The sequence below is a fragment of the Thioalkalivibrio sp. ALJ24 genome, assembly GCF_000377785.1.
Classification (GTDB): Bacteria; Pseudomonadota; Gammaproteobacteria; order Ectothiorhodospirales; family Ectothiorhodospiraceae; genus Thioalkalivibrio.
This window is the reverse complement of the sequence record NZ_KB898725.1, coordinates 331,097-351,177: the sequence shown is the minus strand read 5'-3', so window position 1 is coordinate 351,177 and position 20,081 is coordinate 331,097. Positions and strand designations below refer to the sequence as shown.

Genomic DNA, 20,081 nt, shown 5'->3' with positions numbered 1-20,081 from the left:
TCACGTCCCCGTTTACACCCCGGGCTCGTCCTTGCGCGCGGAGACCCCGGCGGTCAGGGCGTAGCGCATCGCGTCCTCCAGCGACAGCTCCAGCGGTTCCACCCGGTCGCGCGGCAGCATCAGGGTGTAACCGCCGATCTGGTAGCTCATCGGCATGTACACCGCGAGGGTCTCTGCCCCGCCCAGTGCGTCCGGCAGGCCTTCGAAGTCCTCGCGCGTGACGAAGCCGATGACGCGCGCTTCCAGACCCGGCAGCGTGACCAGCACCGCCTGGCCGAACTGCTGGTGGATGTCGCCGGAGACCAGGTTGGTGACATCGCGCACCGTGCCGTGGATGGTCTTGACCACCGGGATGCGCTGCATCAGGCCTTCCAGCCAGTTGAACAGCCAGCGCACCACGTAGGCCTGCAGCAGCACCCCCACCGCGAATACCAGGCCGACGCCGGCCGCGATCCCCATGCCCGGCACGTACAGCAGCTCCGGCAGGATGGCCTGCAGCAGGCCGCCCAGCACCTGTTCCGCGGTGCTCCCCAGCCACCACAGCAGGGCCAGCGTGACCATCGCCGGCAGGATCGCGGCCAGGCCGGTCAGAAAGGTTCGGGAAATCTTGCGCACGCGGGTTCTCCGGAAGGGGCGACGCCTCGATCGTAACAACGCCGGGGCGGGTCGGTTCAGAACTGCCAGGTGGCGTGCAGCGAGCCGAACTCCGCGGCGCCGGTATCCTGGCCGCTGAATTCGCGCGAGCGCCAGACATGGGTATAGCCCAGGCGCACCCCGTGCCAGTGGAACACCACGCCCGCGGTGAATTCGCCCACCGCCGGGTGCTTGTCCACCGAGGGGCCGTCGCGGAACAGCGGACCGTCGAGGAACAGATCATAGGCCATCAGGCGGGTGTCCACCCCGGCGAACAGGTAGCCGCCGGCGGTGTCGACCGCCTCGAAGGTGTGCGATCCGGACAGTGCCGGGTTGATCCTTGGCGGGCCGAAATCGCGGGGCAGGTTGCGGCCCGTGCGCAGGATCGCGCCGGCATTGGCGAAGGTGAAGGGGCTGCCGATGGAGGCGCCCCAGTGCGGGGTCAGGTCCCAGTCCCAGCCTCCGCCCAGGTGGCCTGCCCGGCCGCGCAGCTGGCGTTCGTAGCCCAGCATCAGCGTGAGCTCGTTGCCGATCTGCGCGTCCCATCCGCGTGGATCGGGGGCGCCCGTCAGGTCATGGACCGTCTCCTGGGTGCGGTCGGCCAGGGACGCCGGGCCTACTGTCCCCAGCGTGACCTGCAGCCGGTCGAGCCGGTCGCCGTGGTCCTCGGCCAGGCTGAAGTTCAGATACAGCCAGCCGGCATAGGGGCGGTCGTCCGGGTCCGGCTGCTCGCGTTCGATGTCTTCCGGGGTGTACATGTTCTGCGCCAGGTGTACCGAGGTCTTCAGGCGGCCGCGCTCCTCGCGGTCGACGAACAGCGGGAAGAAGTCCGCCACGTCCTGGAGCCAGGGCGGGACCCGTTCGCCGCGCCGGGTCCAGCCGGCGCGCACGCCATTGGTGTAGTAGCGGTCCTCGCCGGCGAACAGGTCGTTCTCGAACTCGAAATGCAGGGCATCCACGCCGCCGCGTTCGGCCGCCGCGGGCGAGCTTGCCAGCGACCCCGCCAGCAGGGCGGTGACGGCGATTACGGAGATCGCGGGCCGGATGCGGGGAACGCTCCGGTATGATGGCGCCATGGATTTCTCCAGTCAGATCATCTTTCTCGTCGCCGTGGTCCTGCTCGGCAGCATCCTGTCCAGCGTGGTCACCTCGCGGCTGGGCGTGCCGCTGCTGCTGGTGTTCCTCGGCATCGGCATGCTGCTGGGCCCGGAGGGCCCCGGCGGCGTGGCATTCGAGAATATCACCCTGGCGCATCTGATCGGCTCCGCGGCCCTGGCCATCATCCTGTTCGACGGCGGGATGCGCACGCCGGCACGCAATTTCCGTATCGGGCTGAAGCCGGCGGTGGGCCTGGCCACCGTGGGTGTGCTGATCACCTCCGGCCTGACCGGGCTGTTTGCGGTGTGGTGGCTGGGGCTTACGTGGCTGGAGGGGCTGCTGCTGGGGGCGATCGTCGGCTCCACCGACGCGGCGGCGGTGTTTTCCCTGCTGCGCTCGCGCGGACTGGAGCTGAAGAGCCGCGTGGGGGCCACCCTGGAGATCGAGTCGGGGTCCAACGACCCGATGGCGATCTTCCTCACCATCGTGCTGATCGGGCTGATCCTGATGGATCAGCCCGATTTCGGGGTGGTGGTGCTGGTCGAGTTCGTGCAGCAGATGGGGCTGGGGGCCCTGCTGGGGGTCGGCGGCGGGCTCGCGCTGCTGGCGCTGATCAACCGAGTGCCGATGGCGGCAGGCTTCTACCCGCTGTTCGCGCTCGCCGGGGCGCTGGCGATCTTCGGCCTGACCGGCATGCTGGGCGGCTCGGGCTTCCTCGCGGTGTATCTCGCCGGGCTGCTGCTGGGCAACCGGCCGCTGGAGGCCTCGCAGAACATCAAGCGGTTCCACGATGGCATCGCGGCGCTGGCGCAGATCGGCATGTTCCTGATGCTGGGGATGATCGTCACGCCCTCGGAGCTGCCGCCGGTGGCGCTGGACGCGGGGTTGGTGGCGCTGGTGCTGATCCTGCTGGCACGGCCGCTGGCGGTGGCGCTGTGCCTGTACCCGTTCCGCTTCCCGTGGCGCGAGCAGCTGTTCATCGCCTGGGTCGGGCTGCGCGGGGCGGTGCCCATCATCCTTGCGCTGTTCCCGCTGCTGGCGGGGCTGGAGCTGGCGGAATACTTCTTCCACGTGGTGTTCTTCGTGGTGCTGATCTCGCTGATGGTGCAGGGCTGGACCGTGGCGTCCTCGGCGCGCTGGCTGGGGCTGGAACTGCCGCCGACCACTACCCGGGTCCAGCGCACCGAGCTGGACATCCCCGGGCAGCAGGAGATGGAGCTGGTGGGCTACCGGCTGGCGGAGACCACGCCGGTGGTGCGCGAGGCCTGGTCCAACTTCCGTCTGCCGGGGTCGGCGCGGGTGGTCGCGCATCTGCGGGAGGGCCAGCTGCTGGACACCCTGGAGCTGCTGGACCTGCAGGCCGGCGACCACTTGTACATCATGGTCGCACCCGCCGACCTGCCGGACCTGGACCGCCTGTTCGTGCCGCAGGACGAGGTGCCGGAACGCCTGACCGAACGCAGCGTGTTCGGGGAGTTTGCCCTCAACGGCGATGCCCTGCTGGGGGCGGTAGGCATGGCCTACGGCGCGCCGGTGCCGCCGGAACGTCAGGGCGAGACCCTGGAGGCCTTCCTGCGGGCCGAACTGCAGACCGAGCCGGTGGTGGGGGACTTCGTGGATCTCGGACCCACCCGCCTGGTGGTGCGCGAGATGGACGGGGCCCATATCACCCGGGTGGGCCTGAAACTGCGCAAGAAGGACTGACGCGAGCGGTTACTTCTCCAGCATGGCCTTGAGCCCGGCGAGATGGGCGCGCGCCGTGAGCTGCTGCGTCTCCGGGTCCGGCGGCTTCGCGTCGGGCCAGTCGAGGTGTTCTTCGGGCAGCTCGTCGAGAAAGCGCGACGGTTCGCAGTCGAGGGTCTCGCCGTAGCGCTTGCGGCTGCGCGCGTAGGTGATCAGCAGGGTCTGCTGTGCGCGGGTCAGCCCGACGTAGGCCAGGCGGCGCTCCTCCTCGATGGCGTCGTCCTCCAAGCTTACGCGGTGCGGCAGCAGCTCCTCCTCGAAGCCCACCAGGCACACGTGCGGGAACTCCAGGCCCTTGGCGGTGTGCAGGGTCAGCAGCTGCACCGCCTCGCTGTCGTCCTGGGCATCGCGGTTGCGGTCGAGGATGTCCATCAGGCTGATGCGGTTCACGATGTCGGCCAGCTCCATGCCGCCCTCGTCGTCCGCCGTGTCGTCGCCGTATTCGGCCTCCGGCGCGCGCGAGCCGGCCAGGCGCGCGACCCAGTCGATGAATTCGCGCACCTGTTCCATGCGCCGGGTGGCGGCGCGCGGGTTGGCGCTGTTGTCCAGCAGCCAGGATTCGTAGTCGATGTCCTCGACCAGCGCGCGCAGCAGGGCATCCGGGGCCTCCTCGGCCGCGCGTGCGCGGAAGCCGTCGACCCAGTCGACGAAGCGCTCCAGGCGTGCCCGGGCACGTTCGTCCATGTATTCGGCCAGGCCCGCCCCGCGTGCGGCCTGCAGCAGCGAGACCCCGCGCTGGTTGGCGTACTGGCCGAGCTTTTCCAGGGTGGCCGGTCCGATCTCGCGGCGTGGAACGTTGACCACGCGCAGGAAGGCGGTGTTGTCGTCCGGGTTCGCCAGCAGGCGCAGGTAGGCGACCAGATCCTTGATCTCGGCCTTCTCGAAGAACGACTGCCCGCCGCTCAGGCGGTAGGGGATGCCCTGTTCGCGCAGGAGTTTCTCGAACACCCGCGACTGGTGGTTGCTGCGGTACAGGATCGCGAAATCGCCCCAGCCGGCGTTCAGGCGGAAGCGCCGGCGCATCAGCTCGGAGACCACCCGCGCGGCCTCGGCGTCGGAGTCGGTGCAGTCGATCACCTCGACCTTCTCGCCTTCGCCCAGCGCGCTCCACAGGCGCTTCTCGAACACGTGCGGGTTGTTGGCGATCAGCGCGTTGGCGGTAGCCAGGATGCGGTTGGTGGAACGGTAGTTCTGCTCCAGCTTGACCACTTCCAGACGCGGAAAGTCCTGCTGCAGGCGTGCGAGGTTCTCCGGGCGCGCGCCGCGCCAGGCGTAGATCGACTGGTCGTCGTCGCCGACCACGGTCAGCCCGTCACTGACCCCGACCAGCAGGCGCACCAGCTGGTACTGCGCGGAGTTGGTGTCCTGGTATTCGTCCACCAGCAGGTGGCGGATGCGGTCCTGCCAGCGGTTGCGTAACTCCGGGTCGTCACGCAGGCAGTCCACCGGGCGCTTGATCAGGTCGTCGAAATCCACCGCGTTGTAGGCGCGCAGGGCCTGTTCATAGCGCGGGTAGAGATTGGCCGCGAGCAGGGCCCCGGGGGCTTCGTCGCCGGCCTGGCTGGCCTCGGCCAGGGCCTCGTCGGGGGTCAGCAGGTCGTTCTTCCAGCGGCTGATATGGCCGATCAGGTCATCCACCTCGGCCGCGGTGTCGTCGCGGTGGGTGATCTCGCGCAGCAGCTGGCGGCAGTCGCCGGGGTCGAGGATGGAGAAGCCCGGACGCAGGCCGGTGGCCGCCAGTTCGCGGCGCAGGAACTGCAGGCCAAAGGTGTGGAAGGTGGACACGCCCAGCCCGCGGCTCTGGTCTCTCGACAGCCGCCCCTGCACCCGCTCGCGCATCTCGCGCGCGGCCTTGTTGGTGAAGGTGATCGCGACGATCTGGCGCGCGGCCAGGCCGCGCTTTTCCACCAGGTGCGCGATCTTTTCGGTGATCACGCGGGTCTTGCCCGAACCCGCGCCGGCGAGGACCAGCAGCGGACGGTCGGTGGTGGAGACGGCGGCATGTTGCTGGGGATTGAGCTGTTCGGACACCGGCGGGTCGCTTCCTCGGGACGCGGGCGCGTAAACTACCCCACGCGTCATGGATCATAAAGCCCCGCAGGGCCGTTGCCCCGCGGACACGTCATGGAGGCAGCGTGTCGCAATCGTCGAATGCCGACAAGCCGGCCGCTTCCGGGGACCTGCCGGCCCTGGATGCCGGGGGCTTCCACCACCGCCTGCAGGAGGTGGACGGAGCGGCCGTGGTGCTGTTCACGCGGCCCGGCTGCAGCGCCTGCCACGCGATGGGCGACGCCCTGCGGCGCTGGCGCGCCGAGGGCGATGCGCCCGAGCTGTTTCGCGTGGATGCCGAGGTCGACACCGCACTGGTGCGCGAGTTCGAGGTCTTCCACCTGCCGGCGCTGTTCGTGTTCGTGGATGGCGAATACCACGGGCCGCTGCAGGCCCCGCCACGCGTGCCGCTGTTGCGCGAGGCCCTGGAGGCACGCCTGCGTCAGCCGCCGGAGGAGGCTCCGTGAGCGCGGCCGGCGAGGACGTCGCGGCGTATGACTGGTGGCCGGCCGCCGGGCGCAGCGAGAGCCCGAATCAGGATGCGCGTCCGTCCGGGATGCACCCGGAGCTGATCGTGGTGCACGCGATCAGCCTGCCGCCGGGCGAGTTCGGCGGACCGCACGTCGAGGCCCTGTTCCACAACCGCCTGGATGCGGCCGCGCATCCGTTCTTCGCCGGAATCCGCGACCTGCGGGTGTCGGCGCACGTGTTCATCGATCGCGCGGGCCGGGCCACCCAGTTCGTCCCGTTCAGCCGGCGCGCCTGGCATGCCGGCGTTTCCACCTGGCGCGGGCGCGAGCGCTGCAACGATTTCTCCATCGGGATCGAGCTGGAGGGGGACGACCACACCCCCTTTGCCGCGGAGCAGTACACCCGGCTGGCGGCGTTGATCCACTGGCTGCGGCAGCATTTCCCGGCGATTGCCGCGGACGCCGTGACCGGCCACAGCGACATCGCCCCGGGGCGCAAGACCGACCCCGGTCCGTACTTCGACTGGGAGCGGCTGCACGCCCTGCTGCGAAACCCCGACCCATCGACGCCCGGTGAATCCCGTCCTGGAGCAAGTACATGATCGTCGACCTGATGCGACACGGAGAGCCCGCCGGCGGCCAGCGTTTTCGCGGCCACGGCTGCGACGACCCCCTGAGCGAGACCGGCTGGCGCCAGATGGAACGCGCCGCGGCCGCCGAGACCGGGTGGCAGCGGATCGTGACCTCGCCGCTGGCGCGATGCCGCGCGTTTGCCGAATACCTGGCGGACGAGCGTGGAGTGGCGCTGTCGACGGCGCACGACCTGCGCGAGATCGGCTTCGGGGCCTGGGAGGGGCGCACCCGTGCCCAGCTGCAGGAAGAACGTCCGGAGGAATACCGAGCCTTCTACGCCGACCCCGAGCACAACCGGCCGGAGGGGGCGGAGATGCTGGATACCTTCCGCCGGCGGGTGGCGGCGGCGCTGGACGAATACGTGGAGGGCCCGGGCCGGGACGACGAGCATGTGCTGCTGGTGGTGCACGCCGGGGTGATCCGTGCGGTGGTCGGCGGCGTGATGGCGGTGCCCGACGGCTACTTGTTCCAGCTCGACTGTGACTACGCCAGCCTCACGCGTATCCACCGTCAGCCGGGGAGGGGCTGGCGGCTGGCGTTCACCAACCGCCCGGCGGCGGGCTGATTCAGCCGGCGTTCTGCTGGCGCCGCGGGACCGCCTTCACCGACAGGTAATAGCCCTTGTCGAGGATGTCGAACAGGCGGTCGATGTTGGGGTGCTTGCCCGGGTTGGCGCGCGCGTCGTCGGCGTGGTCGCCGTACATCAGCAGGCCGGAATTGGCCGCCTTGGGGCCGATGCCACCGAAGTCCAGCGCGAGCTGGTAGTACACCTGCAGCGAGAGCCGCTGGCCTTCCTGGTTCTCGATGGTGGCGGTGGGGTTGTAGTCCTCGCCAAACAGTTCGAGGCGTTCGATGCTGCTGACGTCGGGCAGTTTCCTGGCCATGACGGGCCCTCCTGGAAAGAATCGCCGGCATTATCCGGACTGCCCGCCTGCGCCACAACCGTCCGTGATCCCGGCGGGTCCTTCCTCCCGTCACTGGCCACCAGACCTCGCTTGCACGCACGAGCGAGTCGAGCGCGGACGTGCATCCTGGCCAGTGTTTCCCTAGGATATCGGCTTTTCCCCGAGGACCGAGAAGATGCAGGCAAGCCCGTTTCTGGAGGCCGCGCAGGCCGCGGCCGACGCCGCCGAAAAGGTGATTCGTCACTACTACGAGCACGGCGTGGACGTCGAGACCAAGGCCGACGACACCCCGGTGACCCGCGCCGACGTCGAGAGCGAAGAGGCCATTCGCTCGATCATCCGCGAGCGCTTCCCGGATCACGGTTTCTACGGCGAGGAGACCGGGCAGTCGGACATGGACTCCGACTACGTGTGGCTGATCGATCCGATCGACGGCACCAAGAGCTTCGTCCGCCGCTACCCGTTCTTCTCCACCCAGATTGCGCTGATGTACAAGGGCGAGCTGATCCTGGGCCTGTCCAGCGGGCCGCAGTTCGGCGAGCGCGCCTGGGCCGAGAAGGGGCAGGGGGCGTTCCTCAACGGGGAACGCATCGGCGTGGAGAAGGGCATCACCGCGGTCGATCGCGCGACCCTGTCCACCGGTAACCTGCGCTCGCTGGCGGCGCGCGGCGACTGCTGGAACGCGCTGGGCGGGATCGTGGCCGAGGTCAACCGCGTGCGCGGTTACGGCGACTTCTATCACTACCACCTGCTGGCGCGCGGCAGCATCGACTGCATCGTCGAGTCCGACGTGAACATCCTCGACATCGCGGCTCTGGCGGTGATCGTGCGCGAAGCGGGCGGTACATTCACCGATCTGGCCGGCGCCGAGCTGGACCTCGACACCAGCACGGTGCTGGCGGCCGGCACCCCCGAACTGCACGCCACCCTGCGCGAGCGTCTCGCCTGGGGATGAACTAGTCGAGCAGCCCGTGGCTGCGCAGTTTCTTGCGCAGGGTCGCGCGGTTGAGGCCGAGCACGGCCGCCGCGCGGCTCTGGTTGTTGCTGCAGCGCTCCAGTACGCAGGCCAGCAGCGGGCGCTCCACCTCCTCCATCACCAGGGCGTAGAGGTCATGGCCGGACTGCCCGTCCAGGGTGTCGAAGTAGGCCTCCATGGCCTCGCGTACCGACTGCGCCAGTGCGCTGTCCGAACCCTCCGCGGCATCGGCCTGGTCGGCCTCCGGCCAGGTCGCCTCCCCGTTCCCGCGGTCTTCCCGCCGCCGTGTGGAATATCCGTGCGTGCTCATGCAGCCCTGCCTGAATCATCGGTGGGCGAATCGCCCGATGGAATCAACGCGTCGAGACGCCGCAGCTGGTCAGCGGCATCTTCCACGGCGAACAGCTCGGCCCGCAGTGCGCGGGTGGCTGCCTCGCCTCTCCCCAGTTGCTCAAGATACCAGCCGAGGTGCTTGCGGGCGATACGTACGCCCTGACGCGGCCCATATTGCCGGTGCAGGGCGGCCGCGTGTTCCCGCATCAGGGCGGCGATCTCCGCGGCGCCGGGTTCTTCCGGAACCGGTTCACCCGCCAGCGCGGCGCGGAGCCGCCCCGGCAGCCACGGGCGTCCCTGCGCTCCGCGCCCGATCATCAGGCCGGCGGCGCGGGTCCGCTCCAGGACCCGTCGGGCGTCGTCGATGCCAAGGATATCCCCGTTGGCCAGCACCGGCAGATCGGTGGCGTCCACCACCCGGGCGATCGCATCGTGATCGGCCGCGCCGCGATAGCCCGCCGCCCGCGTACGGCCATGGACCGTGAGCATCGCGACTCCGGCATCCGATGCGATCCCGGCAATGGTTTCCGCGTTCATGCGTCCGACGTCCAGGCCCAGGCGCATCTTCAGGGTGACCGGTACGCCGGCGTTTTCCGTCAGGGCCTGCAGCAGCTCGCGGACCAGCCCGGTGTCGCCCATCAGCGCCGAACCGGCGGCGCGGCTGCAGACCTTCTTGGCCGGGCAGCCGAGGTTGAGGTCGATGATGTCGGCGCCTCGGTTCACGTTCTCGCGCGCCGCGGCGGCCAGGGCCCCGGGCTCGTTGCCCAGCAGCTGCACGATGCGTGGCGACGGTTCGGCCGTGTGATCCAGGCGATGCCGGCTCTTGGCACTGTCCCACAGCTGCTGCTGCGAGGTGACCATCTCGGACACCGCCGCGCTGGCGCCCATACGCCGCGCCAGCAAGCGGAACGGGCGGTCACTGACCCCCGCCATCGGGGCGAGGAAGACCGGAGGATCGGCGAATTCCCAGGGGCCCAGCTGCATCGGGCGGCTCAGCGCGGACGGATGCTGACGCCCGTCAGCCGAGGATGGTCGGCGCGGACGCGCAGGGCGATGGTGGCGGATCGGCGGGGGGGCAGCAGCGGGGTATCCTCCGGCGCGTAGGAGTGCGGATGGATGCGGTCGCTCGCATGGGTACGTCCGCGCGTGTCGAACAGGCTGATGTCCAGCAGCGGCCAGGCCTGCGCGCGCGGTTCGCGATTGTACAGGTCCAGCATCAGCCAGCGCTCCCGGCCAGTCCCGTGCAGCGAGGGCGTGGAGACCCGTACCGACTCCGGTGCCCGCAGCGGCCGCTGCGGGCAGTGCAGGTTGCGGCACAGGTCGCCCCGCAGGGTCTCCAGCGCGGGTTCCGCGGTGACCGCCGGGGGCGGGAAGGCCAGCACCTGGAACAGCAGCCCGCCCAGCAGTGCGGTGGCCAGCACCAGGGCCGGTGCGCGTCCGCGCGGGCGCGAGGCGCTGGCCGCCGGAGCGGGCGCAGCCGAGAGCGCGGGCTTTGGCGGTGGCGGTTCCGCGGGCGCCGTGGTGACCGGTGAGGCGTCCGTCGGGGCACGGGCCGGCGGTTCGCGGCCTTCCGGGGCGGGCGCTACGGGAGTGATCGTCGGCGGAGTGAGAGCCGGGGTTTCCTCCGGTCCCCCGGCGGGCCGGGGCGGCGGCGCGGCGGCCTCCACCGGCGTCAGCCCGGGCCCGCTGACCCGTTCTCCGGCCGGGGCGATCTCCAGGGCGGGAAAGAATTCGAAGACGCGGCCGCAGGCGCCGCAGCGTACCAGCCCGGGCTTGCTGCGGGGCGCGGCATGGGCGACGTCGCAATGAGGGCAGCGAACCAGCATCAGGCGCCTCGCCGCCGGGCGCGGTATTTACCCGCGGCGGCGACCATCCAGCAGGGCCCAGCCATCGCGGGAGTCGCGGACACCGATGTCGAACGCATGGGCATAGGCTTCCATGACCTCTTCGGCCTGGCGATCCAGCAGTCCCGCCATCAGGATGCGCCCGCCGGGACGGGTGGCCGCGGTGAGCACCGGAGCCAGTTCGATCAGCGGTCGTGTGAGGATGTTGGCCAGCACCAGATCGGAGCCGCCCTCGGGCAGCGGGTGATCGGTGAGTCCGGCCTGCAGACGGTCGCTGCCGATGCCGTTGGCGGCCGCGTTGGATTCGGTGGCCTGGACCGCCTGGGGGTCGTTGTCGATGCCGAGCGCGTGCCGCGCCCCCAGCTTGAGGGCGGCGATCGCGAGGATCCCGGAGCCGCAGCCGTAGTCCAGCACCTCGAGGTCACGCGGCGGGTCCTCGGCCAGCGCGGTCAGGCACATGGCGGTGGTCGGGTGGTTGCCGGTGCCGAAGGCCAGGCCGGGGTCGAGGTGCACGAAGACCCCGTCCTCCACGTCCGGCTGTTCCTCCCAGGACGGTACGATCCACAGCGGGCCGCCGCAGTGGATGGCCTCCAGCCCGTCCAGGCCCGCGCGCACCCAGTCCTGGTCGGTGATGTCGGTGACCTGCAGTTCGGACGGGACGGGGTCGCGCTGGAGCATCGAGGCCGAGGCCAGCTCTGCGGCCACGCGGTCGGAGAAAACGGCTTTCAGGCGGATGTCCGACCACAGCGGGTGGGTGCCCGGTGGCGGCTCGAACAGGGGTTCGTCGGCGGCATCGAACAGCTCCACGCTGACCGCGCCCAGTTCGAACAGCAGCTCCTCCAGGGCCTCGGCATCGCCGGGTTCGGCCCGGCATTCCAGTTCGGCAAGACTCATGCGGCCCTCAGTGTGCCTTCAGCTTCTTTTCCAGGTAGTGGATGTCGGTGGCACCCCGCTGGAAGTTGGCGTCGTTCATCAGATCGGAGTGCAGGCTGATGTTGGTGCGGATGCCGTCGACGATGATTTCGCCGAGGGCGCCGCGCATGCGCGCGATGGCGATGTCACGCGTGGTGCCGTGGGCGATCAGCTTGCCGACCATGGAGTCGTAATGCGGCGGGACCGCATAGCCGTTGTAGATATGCGTGTCCATGCGGATCCCGGGGCCGCCGGGGGCGTGATACTGCTGGATGGTGCCGGGGCTGGGGACGAAGGTCGCGGGGTCCTCGGCGTTGATGCGGCATTCGATCGCATGGCCGTGGATGGTGACGTCGTCCTGGGTAATGCCCAGCGGCTCCCCGGCGGCGATGCGGATCTGCTCACGCACCAGATCGATGCCGGTGACCTGCTCGGTCACCGTGTGCTCGACCTGCAGCCGGGTGTTCATCTCGATGAAGAAGAACTGGCCATCCTCGTACAGGAACTCGAAGGTCCCGGCCCCGCGATAGCCGATCTCCTGGCAGGCGCGGATCAGGCGTTCGCTCATGTCGCGGCGCTGGGTGTCGGTGATCTCCGGGGCCGGGGCCTCCTCGATCACCTTCTGGTGGCGCCGCTGCATGGAACAGTCGCGCTCGCCCAGACACACTGCGTTGCCGTGGGTGTCCGCGAGGATCTGGAACTCCACGTGGCGCGGGCGCTCGAGGAATTTTTCCATGTACAGGGTGTCGTCACCGAAGCCCTGGCGGGCCTCGTTGCGGGTCAGTGAGATCGCGTTGAGCAGCGAGCCCTCGGTATGCACCACGCGCATCCCGCGGCCACCGCCGCCGGCGGCGGCCTTCACGATGACCGGGTAGCCGATCTCGCGGGCCAGCTGCAGGTTGGCATCCGGGTCCTCGCCCAGCGCCCCGCCGGAGCCGGGTACGCACGGGACGCCGGCGGAGATCATGGCCTTCTTCGCCGAGACCTTGTCGCCCATCAGGCGGATGGTCTCGGCGCGCGGGCCGATGAAGGCGAAGCCGCTGGATTCGACCCGTTCGGCGAAGTCGGCGTTCTCCGACAGGAAGCCGTAGCCGGGGTGGATGGCGCCGGCGTCGGTGACCTCGGCCGCGGCGATCAGCGCCGGGATGTTGAGATAGCTCTCGTTCGAGGGGGCGGGGCCGATGCAGACCGACTCGTCCGCCAGACGCACGTGCTTGAGGTCGCGGTCGGCGTCGGAGTGCACGGCCACGGTGGCGATGCCCATCTCGCGGCAGGTGCGCAGCACCCGCAGGGCGATTTCGCCGCGGTTGGCGATCAGGATCTTTTCAAACATGCTCGGACCTGTGTTCGGCGAGGACGGAAGGCTCACGCGATGATGAACAGTGGCTGGCCGTATTCCACCGGGTTGCCGTTCTCCACCAGGATCTGGCGGACGGTGCCGGCCTGGTCCGCCTCCAGCGGGTTGAGCATCTTCATCGCCTCGATGATGCACAGGGTGTCGCCCACCTCGACCTGCTGCCCGACCTCGACGAACGGCGTGGCGCCGGGGCTGGGGGCGCGGTAGAAGGTGCCGACCATGGGGGCGGTCACGCGATGCCCCTCGAGCTCCGCAGGTTCCTCCGCGGGCACCTCCTCGGCTGCGGCGGGCGGAGCGGGTTGCGCCGGCGGCGGGGCGGCGGCCGGCATCGGCGCGGGCTGGGGCTGCAAGACGCCACCGGGCGAGCGCGTGATACGCACCGATTCCTCGCCCTCGTTGATCTCGATTTCGTGGATCCCGCTCTCCTCGAGCAGGTCGATCAGTTTCTTGACCTTGCGGATGTCCATGGGTGCCTATGACTCCTTGATGGCTGCAATCGCCGCGTCCAGCGCCAGCCGGTAGCCCCGGGGTCCGAAACCGGCCAGGGTGGCGGCGGCGACGTCGGCCAGCAGCGATGTGTGCCGGAACGCCTCGCGGGCATGTACGTTGCTGATGTGGATCTCGTAGAACGGGATCGCGACCCCCAGCAGGGCGTCACGCAGGCTGACGCTGGTGTGGGTCAGCCCGCCCGGGTTGATCAGGATGCGACGCACGTCCTCGGCGGGCGCCGCGTGGATACGGTCGATCAGGGCGCCTTCGTGATTGCTCTGAAAGCACTCCAGGCGGACTCCCGCCTCATGCGCCCGTTTCTCCAGGTCGGCCTCGATGTCCGCCAGCGTGGTATGGCCGTAGCGCTCCGGCTCCCGCTGTCCCAGCAGGTTCAGATTGGGGCCATTGAGCAGGAGGATGGAGGCCATGAGGGGAATCGGCGGCGATCCGGACGTGAATGGGAGCGAACGCGCCGGAACATGCCGGCGTGTCCATGTTCGCGATTCTGCCGCAGGGCGGACGGGGTGTCCAGCGCCGTGGCGGGGCATGGCGACCCGCCGGTCTGCTCAGAGGTAGGCCTCCAGCCAGCCGTCCAGGTCGTCCTCGGTGACCTCCCCGCGGTGGGTTTCGCGCACCGTGCCGTCGCGGTCGATGACAACGGTGTAGGGCAGGGCTCCGATCCGGTTGCCGTACTCGGCCTGGACCTCCATGGCCTCGTCCTGCCCGATCAGGATCGGGAATTCGATGCCGTAGGTGGCGACGAACTGTTCGGTGGCCGACAGCTCATCCACCGCCACCGCGACGATGTTGAAATCCTCGTCCCGGTGTTCCTCCCAGGTCTCCTGGAACAGCGGCATCTCCTTCTTGCAGGGCGGGCACCAGGTGGCCCAGAAGTTGAGCACCACCAGGTCCCCGTCCCACTGGTTGAAGGTCTGATCGGCCCCGTCGAGATCCGGCAGCGTGAAATCGATCCGCGCATCCCCGGTCGGGGTGTCGTCCGGACCGGCCACATCGGCGGCATCGACCTTTGGATCGCCACCGGTGGCGGTGTCCTCGGCGGTGCCGTTGTCGCCACAGGCCGTCAGCCCGAGGGCGAGCAGGGCGGCCAGCGTGCCGGCCGCGACTTGGGTACGGGTCATGGGCTTACCCCCAGGGCGTTGTCCAGATGTTCCAGGAAGGCGTTGGCGTTCATGTACCCGACCCGGCGGTATTCCGGCAGCAGTTCGCCGTCACGGTCGTAGAACACCATCGCCGGCGGACCGAACAGCTCGAAGTGCTGCATCAGTTCGCGGTGCTCCGAGGTGTTGTCGGTGACATCCGCCTTCAGCAGATGGACATCGGCGGTGGCCTGAATAACCTGCGGGTCCTGGAAGGTGGTGCGGTCCAGGCGCACGCAGTCCACGCACCAGTCAGCGTAGAAGTCGAGGAACACCGGTTCGCCGCGCGAGGCAGCCTCCTCCACCTCACGTTCGAGGTCCTCCAGGCTGTCGATGTAGGTGAACTCCATCTCGGTCGGGCCGCCATCCGCGGTGGTGGCCGCCGGCTGGCTGAGGGTGGCCAGCGGCCGGGTCATGTCCTTGCCGCCGGTGGCCGCCCCCAGCATCAGCAGGATGCCGTAGACCAGGATTACCAGGCCGAGGCCCTTCCACAGGCTGTACCAGCCGGACTTGCCTTCGGGGAGCGTCTGCAGTGCGCCCATGTACACCGCGACCACGATGAACAGGGCGGCCCACAGGAACATCGCCACTTCGCCCGGGATCACCCGTTCGAGCAGCCAGATGCCCATGGCCAGCAGGCCGACGCCAAACACCGCCTTGATCGCATCCATCCACGGTCCGGCCTTGGGCAGCAGGCGCCCGGCGGAGGTGCCGATCACCAGCAGCGGGGCGCCCATGCCCATGCTCAGGGAGAACAGCGCGATCCCGCCCAGCACGGCATCGCCGGTCTGGCTGATGTAGAGCAGGGCCCCCAGCAGCGGTGCGGTCACGCAGGGCCCGACGATCAGGGCCGAGAGGAAGCCCATGATGCCGGCCCCCATGTAGGTGCCACCTTCCTGCCGGTTGCTGATGTTCGACAGCTTGCTCTGCACGCCGGCGGGCATCTGCAGGTCGTAGAAGCCGAACATCGACATCGCCAGCGCGACGAAGATGGCGACGAAGGTGCCGATGATCCACGGGTTCTGGAACGCGGCCTGCAGGTTGGCGCCGGCCATGCCCGCCAGGACCCCGGCAATGGTGTAGGTGAGCGCCATCGCGAGCACGAACACCAGCGAGATGAAGAACGCCTTGCGGGTGTTCATCTCCTTCTGACCCAGAATGATGTTGGACAGGATCGGGATCATCGGAAACACGCAGGGCGTGAAGGTCAGCAGCAGGCCGAAGCCGAAGAACGCCAGGGCTACCAGCCACACCCGGCCGTCGGCGAGCTGGGCCGCGATGCGGTCCTGTTCCGAGGCCGGCGGTGCCGCGGCTTCCTCGTCCTCCGGGGCGGCCTCGCCCTCGTCCGGGAGGGCCGCCGGGTCGGCTTCCTCGGCCAGGTCGGCGTCAAAACTGACCGCAACCTCCTGGGTCAGCGGCGGATAGCAGATGCCGGCGTCCGCGCATCCCTGGTAGTCCACCGCCAGCACGATGTCGGACACGTCGTCCTCATCGCGCTGTACCGGCACCAGGATCTCCACTTGGTCGCGGAAGATCCGGGTCTCGCCAAAGAATTCATCCTCGTGCAGTTCGCCGTCCGGCGGGCTGATGTTGCCAAGCTCGATCCCTTCACCCTCGGCGATCCGGACGTCCAGCTGGTCGCGGTACAGGTAGTACTCGTCCGCGATGTCGAAGCGCAGCACCACGGCGTTCTGGCTGATCGCCTCGGCGGAGGCGGCGAACGCGTCCTCGGGATCGAGCAGGTCCTCGTCCCCGGCGAGGTCTCCGGACATCTGGCCCAGTTCGTCCAGCGCGCCTTCCTCGGCCGGCGCGGTTTCGGCCTCGGCTTCGGCATCATCCGGCAGACCGGGCAGGGTGATCGAGACGGTCTGGAAGTGGGGCGGATAGCAGATCCCCGCGTCCGCGCAGCCCTGGGAACGGGCGGTCAGTTCGATCTCCTCGGAGGCGGCGGCCTCGACCGGGATCTCGATGCTGACCTCGCCGCGATAGGTCTCCACGCGACCGAAGAATTCGTCTTCGGTGACCTCGCCGTCCGGGATGTCGGGTTCGCCCAGTTCGAGGCCCTCGCTCTCGGGTTCGAACTCGAACTGCTCGCGGTACATGTAGTACTCGTCCGCAATGTCCCAGGTCAGGCGGATGGTGGACGCGTCCACCGCCTCGGCGCTGATGGCGAAGGCGTCGTCGGGGTCGAGCAGGTCGTCGTCCATGCCGAACTGCGCCGCCGCCACGCCGGGCAGCAGCAACAGTACGGTGAACAGGGCGGCGAGCCAGTAACGCAGGTTCATCGGGTACATTCGCGAATCCAGTCCAGATAGTCGGGCAGCCCGTCCTCGATCGGCAGAGCGATGATTTCGGGGGTGTCGTACGGATGTTGATCGTGCAGGGCGGCTCGAAGTTCGGGCCAGGCCTCGTCCGAGGTCTTGATCAGCAGGGTGACCTCCTGGTCGACCTCGATGCGGCCCTGCCACTGATAGACCGAGCGGCCGGGCGGCAGCATGTGTACACAGGCCGCGTGGCCGGCTTCCACCAGTCGGCCGGCCAGCTGTTCGGCGGCCCCGGCGTCGTCCAGCGTGGTGATTACGAGCCAGGCGGCCGGTGCGGTATCACGTGCGCTCATCGGTCCTCCTCAGTCCAGTTCGAGATCGATGCGTGCCGGCTGGCCGGCGCGCAGACGCGCATCCTCCGGCGGGGCGAATTCGACCCCGACCCGGTAGCCGCTGTCATCGTCCCCGCCGCTGCGTTCCCAGTCCACATGGGCGATGCGGCCGTCGATCCGGGTGTCGTCGTCGAGGATGACACGGGCCGCGTCGCCCGGTTCCAGGCGGGCGGCGGTCTCGGCATCGACGCGCCCGCGGGCGTGCATCGGGTCGTCACGCCCGATGACCGTCAGCACCGGCGCGACCAGGCCGGGGTTCACGTATTCGTTCCGGCTGACCTCCAGGCGCAGCACGCGTCCGTCGCCCGGGGCCTTGACGCGGGTGTCGTCCAGCGTGGCGCGCGCCTGGCTGGCGCGGGCGCGGGCCTCGGTGAGACGGGACTCCGCCGCCGTGTGATCGATGCGAGCCAGTTCGAGTTCGCGTTCGGCGATCAGGGTCTGATCGTACAGGTCCTCGGCCTTGCGCAGCTCGCGCGCGGTTTCGGATTTCTCCAGCTCGCGCCGTTCCACCTCGGCACGGGCCGCGGACACCTCGGCGCGCGCGCGGCGATCGTCCAGCCGGAACAGCGGGTCTTCGGCTGCGACCCGCTGACCGGGACGGATCTCGATCTCGCGCACCTGACCGTGCACCGGGGCCGTAACCCGGTAGCGTTCGCTCCAGGCGAGCTCGGCGTCGATGGTGTCGGCGGCGGCACCGGGCGCCAGCAGCAGCACGGCCAGGCCCGCACCCAGGGCCCCGCGGAGGTTCCGCCGGAAGGGGTGATCGGGGGTCTTCATGGGGTCCCTCCAAAGGCAGTGGCTTCGGCCGCGAAAGGACTGAGGTCCTCGCGGCCGGTCAGCAGCGCGAGACGTTCGTAGGCCAGCGCCAGTTCGAATTCCGTGCGAGCGTTGAAATATGCAGCGGCGCTCTGCTGCACCATCGAGTCCCCGAGGTCCGCCTCGTCTTCCATCTCGTAGAGGTAACGGGCGCGACTGATGTAGAGGTCGCGGTAGTCCATGCGCGACAGGGCCTCGTCGCGCTGGACCTGCAGGGCCTGGATCTCGTGGACCAGCTCCCGCACCCGGTTGCGCGCCTCGATCAGGGTCTGGTCACGGTCGGCCTCCGCCTGGCGGCGTTGCGCCACCGCACGCCCGACCCGGGCATCGCTGCGGCGTCCTTCGTACAGCGGCACTTTCAGGACCAGTCCGGCGGCGAACGGGTTGCGGTCGCCGCCGAAGTCGCGGTTCCAGTAACCGGTCTCGGCCTCGGCGTAGAGCCGCGGGCGGCGCTTGCTGCGCGCGGCCTGCACTTCCCCGCTGGCGGCCTCGACGCGATAGCGTTGTGCGGCCAGGGCCGGGCTCTCCGCCTCCAGCTCCGCCAGCAGCGAGCGCAGGTCGGGGGCCTCGGGCAGGTCCAGCGGCAGCGGTGGCGCGAGCACGTCGGCCGGAGCCCGGCCGCGATGGTTCAGGGCCTCGGCAAGTTCCGCGCGCGAGCGCTGCTGGCGATAGAGGGAGCGCTGGCGCTGGGTGAAATATTCCTGGTAGTCGGCCTCGGCCTCGAACAGGTCGATGTCCGATACCTGACCGAGTTCGTTGCGTTCCTCCAGTCGTTCCAGGGTCACGAAGGCGGCCGCCATGGCCTCGGTGTCACGGGCGAAGGCGAGGTCCGCGAGGACGACATCGAAATAGCGTTCCAGGACCTCCAGCCGATGGCGGGCGAAGGCCAGCCATTCTTCCTGGCGGGCCGCTTCCACCGCGCTCGCGCCGGCGTCCTCGCGGGCCCGCGAATGGCCGAAATCGCTCAGCAGCTTGCGCGCGACCAGAGTGGCCTGCGAGTCGTTGTTGCGGTCATCGACGACCCGGTCGTTGGGTTCGATCCAGCGTGCCTCGAGGCGGGCGTCGATACGCAGGTCGCCCTCGGCCCGGGTAGCGTCGAGTTCGGCCTCGGCTTCCTCGCGCTGTGCGCGGACCTGCCGCACGCGGGGGTGCATCGCATGTACCGCCTCCATCGCATGTTGCAGGCGCAGGGGCTGCGGCAGGGGTTCGATATCGGGGATGACCTCGGCCGACGCGGGGCCGGTCGGTCCGAGGGTCAGGGCGATGCAGGTGGCGAGCACGGCGCCCGTGCGCCGCGCACGCGCAGCGGTTCGGCAGAAGACCATGACTGCCCCCGGTATGTCAGCGGCCACGCTGTTCGCGGCGGAAGCGGTTGAAGCTGGTCTCCTCAAAGTGGCCTTCGGCCACGAACTTGCCCAGGGTCAGGAACTCCTCGGTGTCGCGGGTCGCGCCGGTGAAGCGGTGGATCGGTTCGCCATCGAGATCGAAGAACTGGAATACCGGGGTGGCGCGTACGCGGAAGTCGCGCGTGGCGAAGTCTGCCTGGCGGCGGGGTTCGCCCTCGAAATCGGTGATCTCGATATCGCCCTCGATATCCACGCTGAAGATCGCGAAGTGTTCGCGATAGTAGTCCTGGACTTCGGGCTGGTTCAGGACCTGGTTCTTCATCCGGTGACAGAACGGGCAGTCATCCATCTCGAAGAAGATCAGGATCCCCTTCTTGCCGTCTTCGCGCGCCATCTCCAGCTCTTCCTGGAAATCCCCGAAGGTTGGCTGGAAGAAGTACTCCTCCGGATCGCGCGGGTCTTCCTGGGCCACGGCCGTACCGGCCAGCAGGAACGCGAGGGCCAGCATCAGGGCTGCAAAAATGCCATGGTTGGGGGACTTGCGTGTCATGGGGCCTCCTGCGCTGACCGTCTTGTTGTGCGTAGGACGAGCGGGAGACTGGTTCAATTCCATGGCCGCGGCAAGGGGGACCCGCGTGCGGCGCGCCAGGCAACGTGCGGGCCG

22 protein-coding genes are annotated in these 20,081 nt (G+C 69.2%); 5 read left to right on the top strand and 17 right to left on the bottom strand.

What is annotated here, in order from left to right; translation table 11 throughout:
- Positions 1-12: 12 nt before the first annotated feature.
- Both D571_RS0103935 and D571_RS0103930 read right to left on the bottom strand, forming a co-directional pair.
- Positions 13-615: a DUF502 domain-containing protein gene (locus D571_RS0103935; RefSeq protein WP_018935372.1), complete on the bottom strand. Its 603-nt coding sequence runs from the start codon at positions 613-615 to the stop codon at positions 13-15.
- A gap of 56 nt (positions 616-671) precedes the next feature.
- Positions 672-1,709, bottom strand: a complete 1,038-nt coding sequence (locus D571_RS0103930) for a lipid A deacylase LpxR family protein (RefSeq protein ID WP_018935371.1) — start codon at positions 1,707-1,709, stop codon at positions 672-674.
- Between D571_RS0103930 and D571_RS0103925 the strand changes: the two genes are divergently transcribed.
- Positions 1,708-3,435, top strand: a complete 1,728-nt coding sequence (locus D571_RS0103925) for a potassium/proton antiporter (protein ID WP_018935370.1) — start codon at positions 1,708-1,710, stop codon at positions 3,433-3,435. The genes D571_RS0103930 and D571_RS0103925 overlap by 2 nt on opposite strands.
- A 9-nt stretch (positions 3,436-3,444) precedes the next feature.
- Here D571_RS0103925 and D571_RS0103920 read toward each other — a convergent pair whose 3' ends face one another.
- Positions 3,445-5,556: a UvrD-helicase domain-containing protein gene (locus tag D571_RS0103920; RefSeq protein ID WP_051076151.1), complete on the bottom strand. Its 2,112-nt coding sequence runs from the start codon at positions 5,554-5,556 to the stop codon at positions 3,445-3,447.
- A 53-nt stretch (positions 5,557-5,609) separates the two neighbouring features.
- On the opposite strand from D571_RS0103920, the gene D571_RS0103915 reads away from it, so the two are divergent.
- Genes D571_RS0103915 through D571_RS0103905 form a run of 3 tightly spaced genes read left to right on the top strand, consistent with a single transcriptional unit; the run spans position 5,610 to position 7,191 of the window.
- Positions 5,610-5,990, top strand: coding sequence for a thioredoxin family protein (locus D571_RS0103915; RefSeq protein ID WP_018935368.1), 381 nt, complete (start codon positions 5,610-5,612; stop codon positions 5,988-5,990).
- A complete protein-coding gene (ampD, locus tag D571_RS0103910) occupies positions 5,987-6,595 on the top strand; it encodes a 1,6-anhydro-N-acetylmuramyl-L-alanine amidase AmpD (RefSeq protein WP_018935367.1) in 609 nt (202 codons plus the stop codon). Before D571_RS0103915 ends, ampD begins: the two co-directional genes overlap by 4 nt.
- Entirely contained in the window at positions 6,592-7,191 is a 600-nt protein-coding gene (locus tag D571_RS0103905) for a histidine phosphatase family protein (RefSeq protein ID WP_018935366.1), read from the top strand. The genes ampD and D571_RS0103905 overlap by 4 nt, the downstream gene beginning before the upstream one ends.
- A gap of 1 nt (position 7,192) precedes the next feature.
- On the opposite strand, the gene D571_RS0103900 is transcribed toward D571_RS0103905, so the two are convergent.
- Complete coding sequence (locus D571_RS0103900; RefSeq protein ID WP_018935365.1) at positions 7,193-7,510, bottom strand: DUF2322 family protein; 318 nt, start codon at positions 7,508-7,510, stop codon at positions 7,193-7,195.
- 196 nt (positions 7,511-7,706) lie between these two features.
- Here D571_RS0103900 and D571_RS0103895 point away from each other — a divergent pair, with 196 nt between their 5' ends.
- Positions 7,707-8,486 carry an inositol monophosphatase family protein gene (locus D571_RS0103895; RefSeq protein ID WP_018935364.1) on the top strand — a complete coding sequence of 260 codons (780 nt, stop codon included), beginning with the start codon at positions 7,707-7,709 and terminating at the stop codon, positions 8,484-8,486.
- Position 8,487: 1 nt separating this feature from the next.
- Here D571_RS0103895 and D571_RS0103890 read toward each other — a convergent pair whose 3' ends face one another.
- The 13 genes from D571_RS0103890 to D571_RS0103830 form a co-directional block, all read right to left on the bottom strand.
- Complete coding sequence (locus D571_RS0103890) at positions 8,488-8,817, bottom strand: helix-turn-helix domain-containing protein (RefSeq protein WP_018935363.1); 330 nt, start codon at positions 8,815-8,817, stop codon at positions 8,488-8,490.
- Positions 8,814-9,824, bottom strand: coding sequence for a tRNA dihydrouridine synthase DusB (gene dusB, locus D571_RS0103885; RefSeq protein WP_018935362.1), 1,011 nt, complete (start codon positions 9,822-9,824; stop codon positions 8,814-8,816). The genes D571_RS0103890 and dusB overlap by 4 nt, the downstream gene beginning before the upstream one ends.
- Before the next feature lie 8 nt (positions 9,825-9,832).
- Positions 9,833-10,666 (bottom strand): DUF3426 domain-containing protein, encoded by an 834-nt coding sequence (locus tag D571_RS0103880; RefSeq protein WP_026287559.1) that lies wholly within the window; start codon positions 10,664-10,666, stop codon positions 9,833-9,835.
- 27 nt (positions 10,667-10,693) lie between these two features.
- A complete protein-coding gene (gene prmA, locus D571_RS0103875; protein ID WP_018935361.1) occupies positions 10,694-11,578 on the bottom strand; it encodes a 50S ribosomal protein L11 methyltransferase in 885 nt (294 codons plus the stop codon).
- A gap of 7 nt (positions 11,579-11,585) precedes the next feature.
- Complete coding sequence (gene accC / locus D571_RS0103870) at positions 11,586-12,929, bottom strand: acetyl-CoA carboxylase biotin carboxylase subunit (RefSeq protein WP_018935360.1); 1,344 nt, start codon at positions 12,927-12,929, stop codon at positions 11,586-11,588.
- 32 nt (positions 12,930-12,961) lie between these two features.
- Complete coding sequence (accB, locus tag D571_RS0103865) at positions 12,962-13,420, bottom strand: acetyl-CoA carboxylase biotin carboxyl carrier protein (RefSeq protein ID WP_018935359.1); 459 nt, start codon at positions 13,418-13,420, stop codon at positions 12,962-12,964.
- 6 nt (positions 13,421-13,426) lie between these two features.
- A complete protein-coding gene (gene aroQ / locus D571_RS0103860) occupies positions 13,427-13,870 on the bottom strand; it encodes a type II 3-dehydroquinate dehydratase (protein ID WP_018935358.1) in 444 nt (147 codons plus the stop codon).
- A gap of 138 nt (positions 13,871-14,008) precedes the next feature.
- Positions 14,009-14,581: a TlpA disulfide reductase family protein gene (locus D571_RS0103855; protein WP_018935357.1), complete on the bottom strand. Its 573-nt coding sequence runs from the start codon at positions 14,579-14,581 to the stop codon at positions 14,009-14,011.
- A complete protein-coding gene (gene dsbD, locus D571_RS0103850) occupies positions 14,578-16,893 on the bottom strand; it encodes a protein-disulfide reductase DsbD (RefSeq protein WP_018935356.1) in 2,316 nt (771 codons plus the stop codon). Before dsbD ends, D571_RS0103855 begins: the two co-directional genes overlap by 4 nt.
- Complete coding sequence (gene cutA, locus D571_RS0103845) at positions 16,881-17,216, bottom strand: divalent-cation tolerance protein CutA (protein WP_018935355.1); 336 nt, start codon at positions 17,214-17,216, stop codon at positions 16,881-16,883. The genes dsbD and cutA overlap by 13 nt, the downstream gene beginning before the upstream one ends.
- 9 nt (positions 17,217-17,225) lie before the next feature.
- Complete coding sequence (locus D571_RS0103840) at positions 17,226-18,032, bottom strand: efflux RND transporter periplasmic adaptor subunit (RefSeq protein ID WP_018935354.1); 807 nt, start codon at positions 18,030-18,032, stop codon at positions 17,226-17,228.
- Positions 18,029-19,396 carry a TolC family protein gene (locus D571_RS0103835; protein WP_018935353.1) on the bottom strand — a complete coding sequence of 456 codons (1,368 nt, stop codon included), beginning with the start codon at positions 19,394-19,396 and terminating at the stop codon, positions 18,029-18,031. Before D571_RS0103835 ends, D571_RS0103840 begins: the two co-directional genes overlap by 4 nt.
- A gap of 16 nt (positions 19,397-19,412) precedes the next feature.
- The gene (locus D571_RS0103830) at positions 19,413-19,967 is read right to left on the bottom strand and encodes a thioredoxin family protein (RefSeq protein WP_018935352.1); all 555 of its coding nucleotides are present in this window, start codon (positions 19,965-19,967) and stop codon (positions 19,413-19,415) included.
- Positions 19,968-20,081 lie beyond the last annotated feature (114 nt).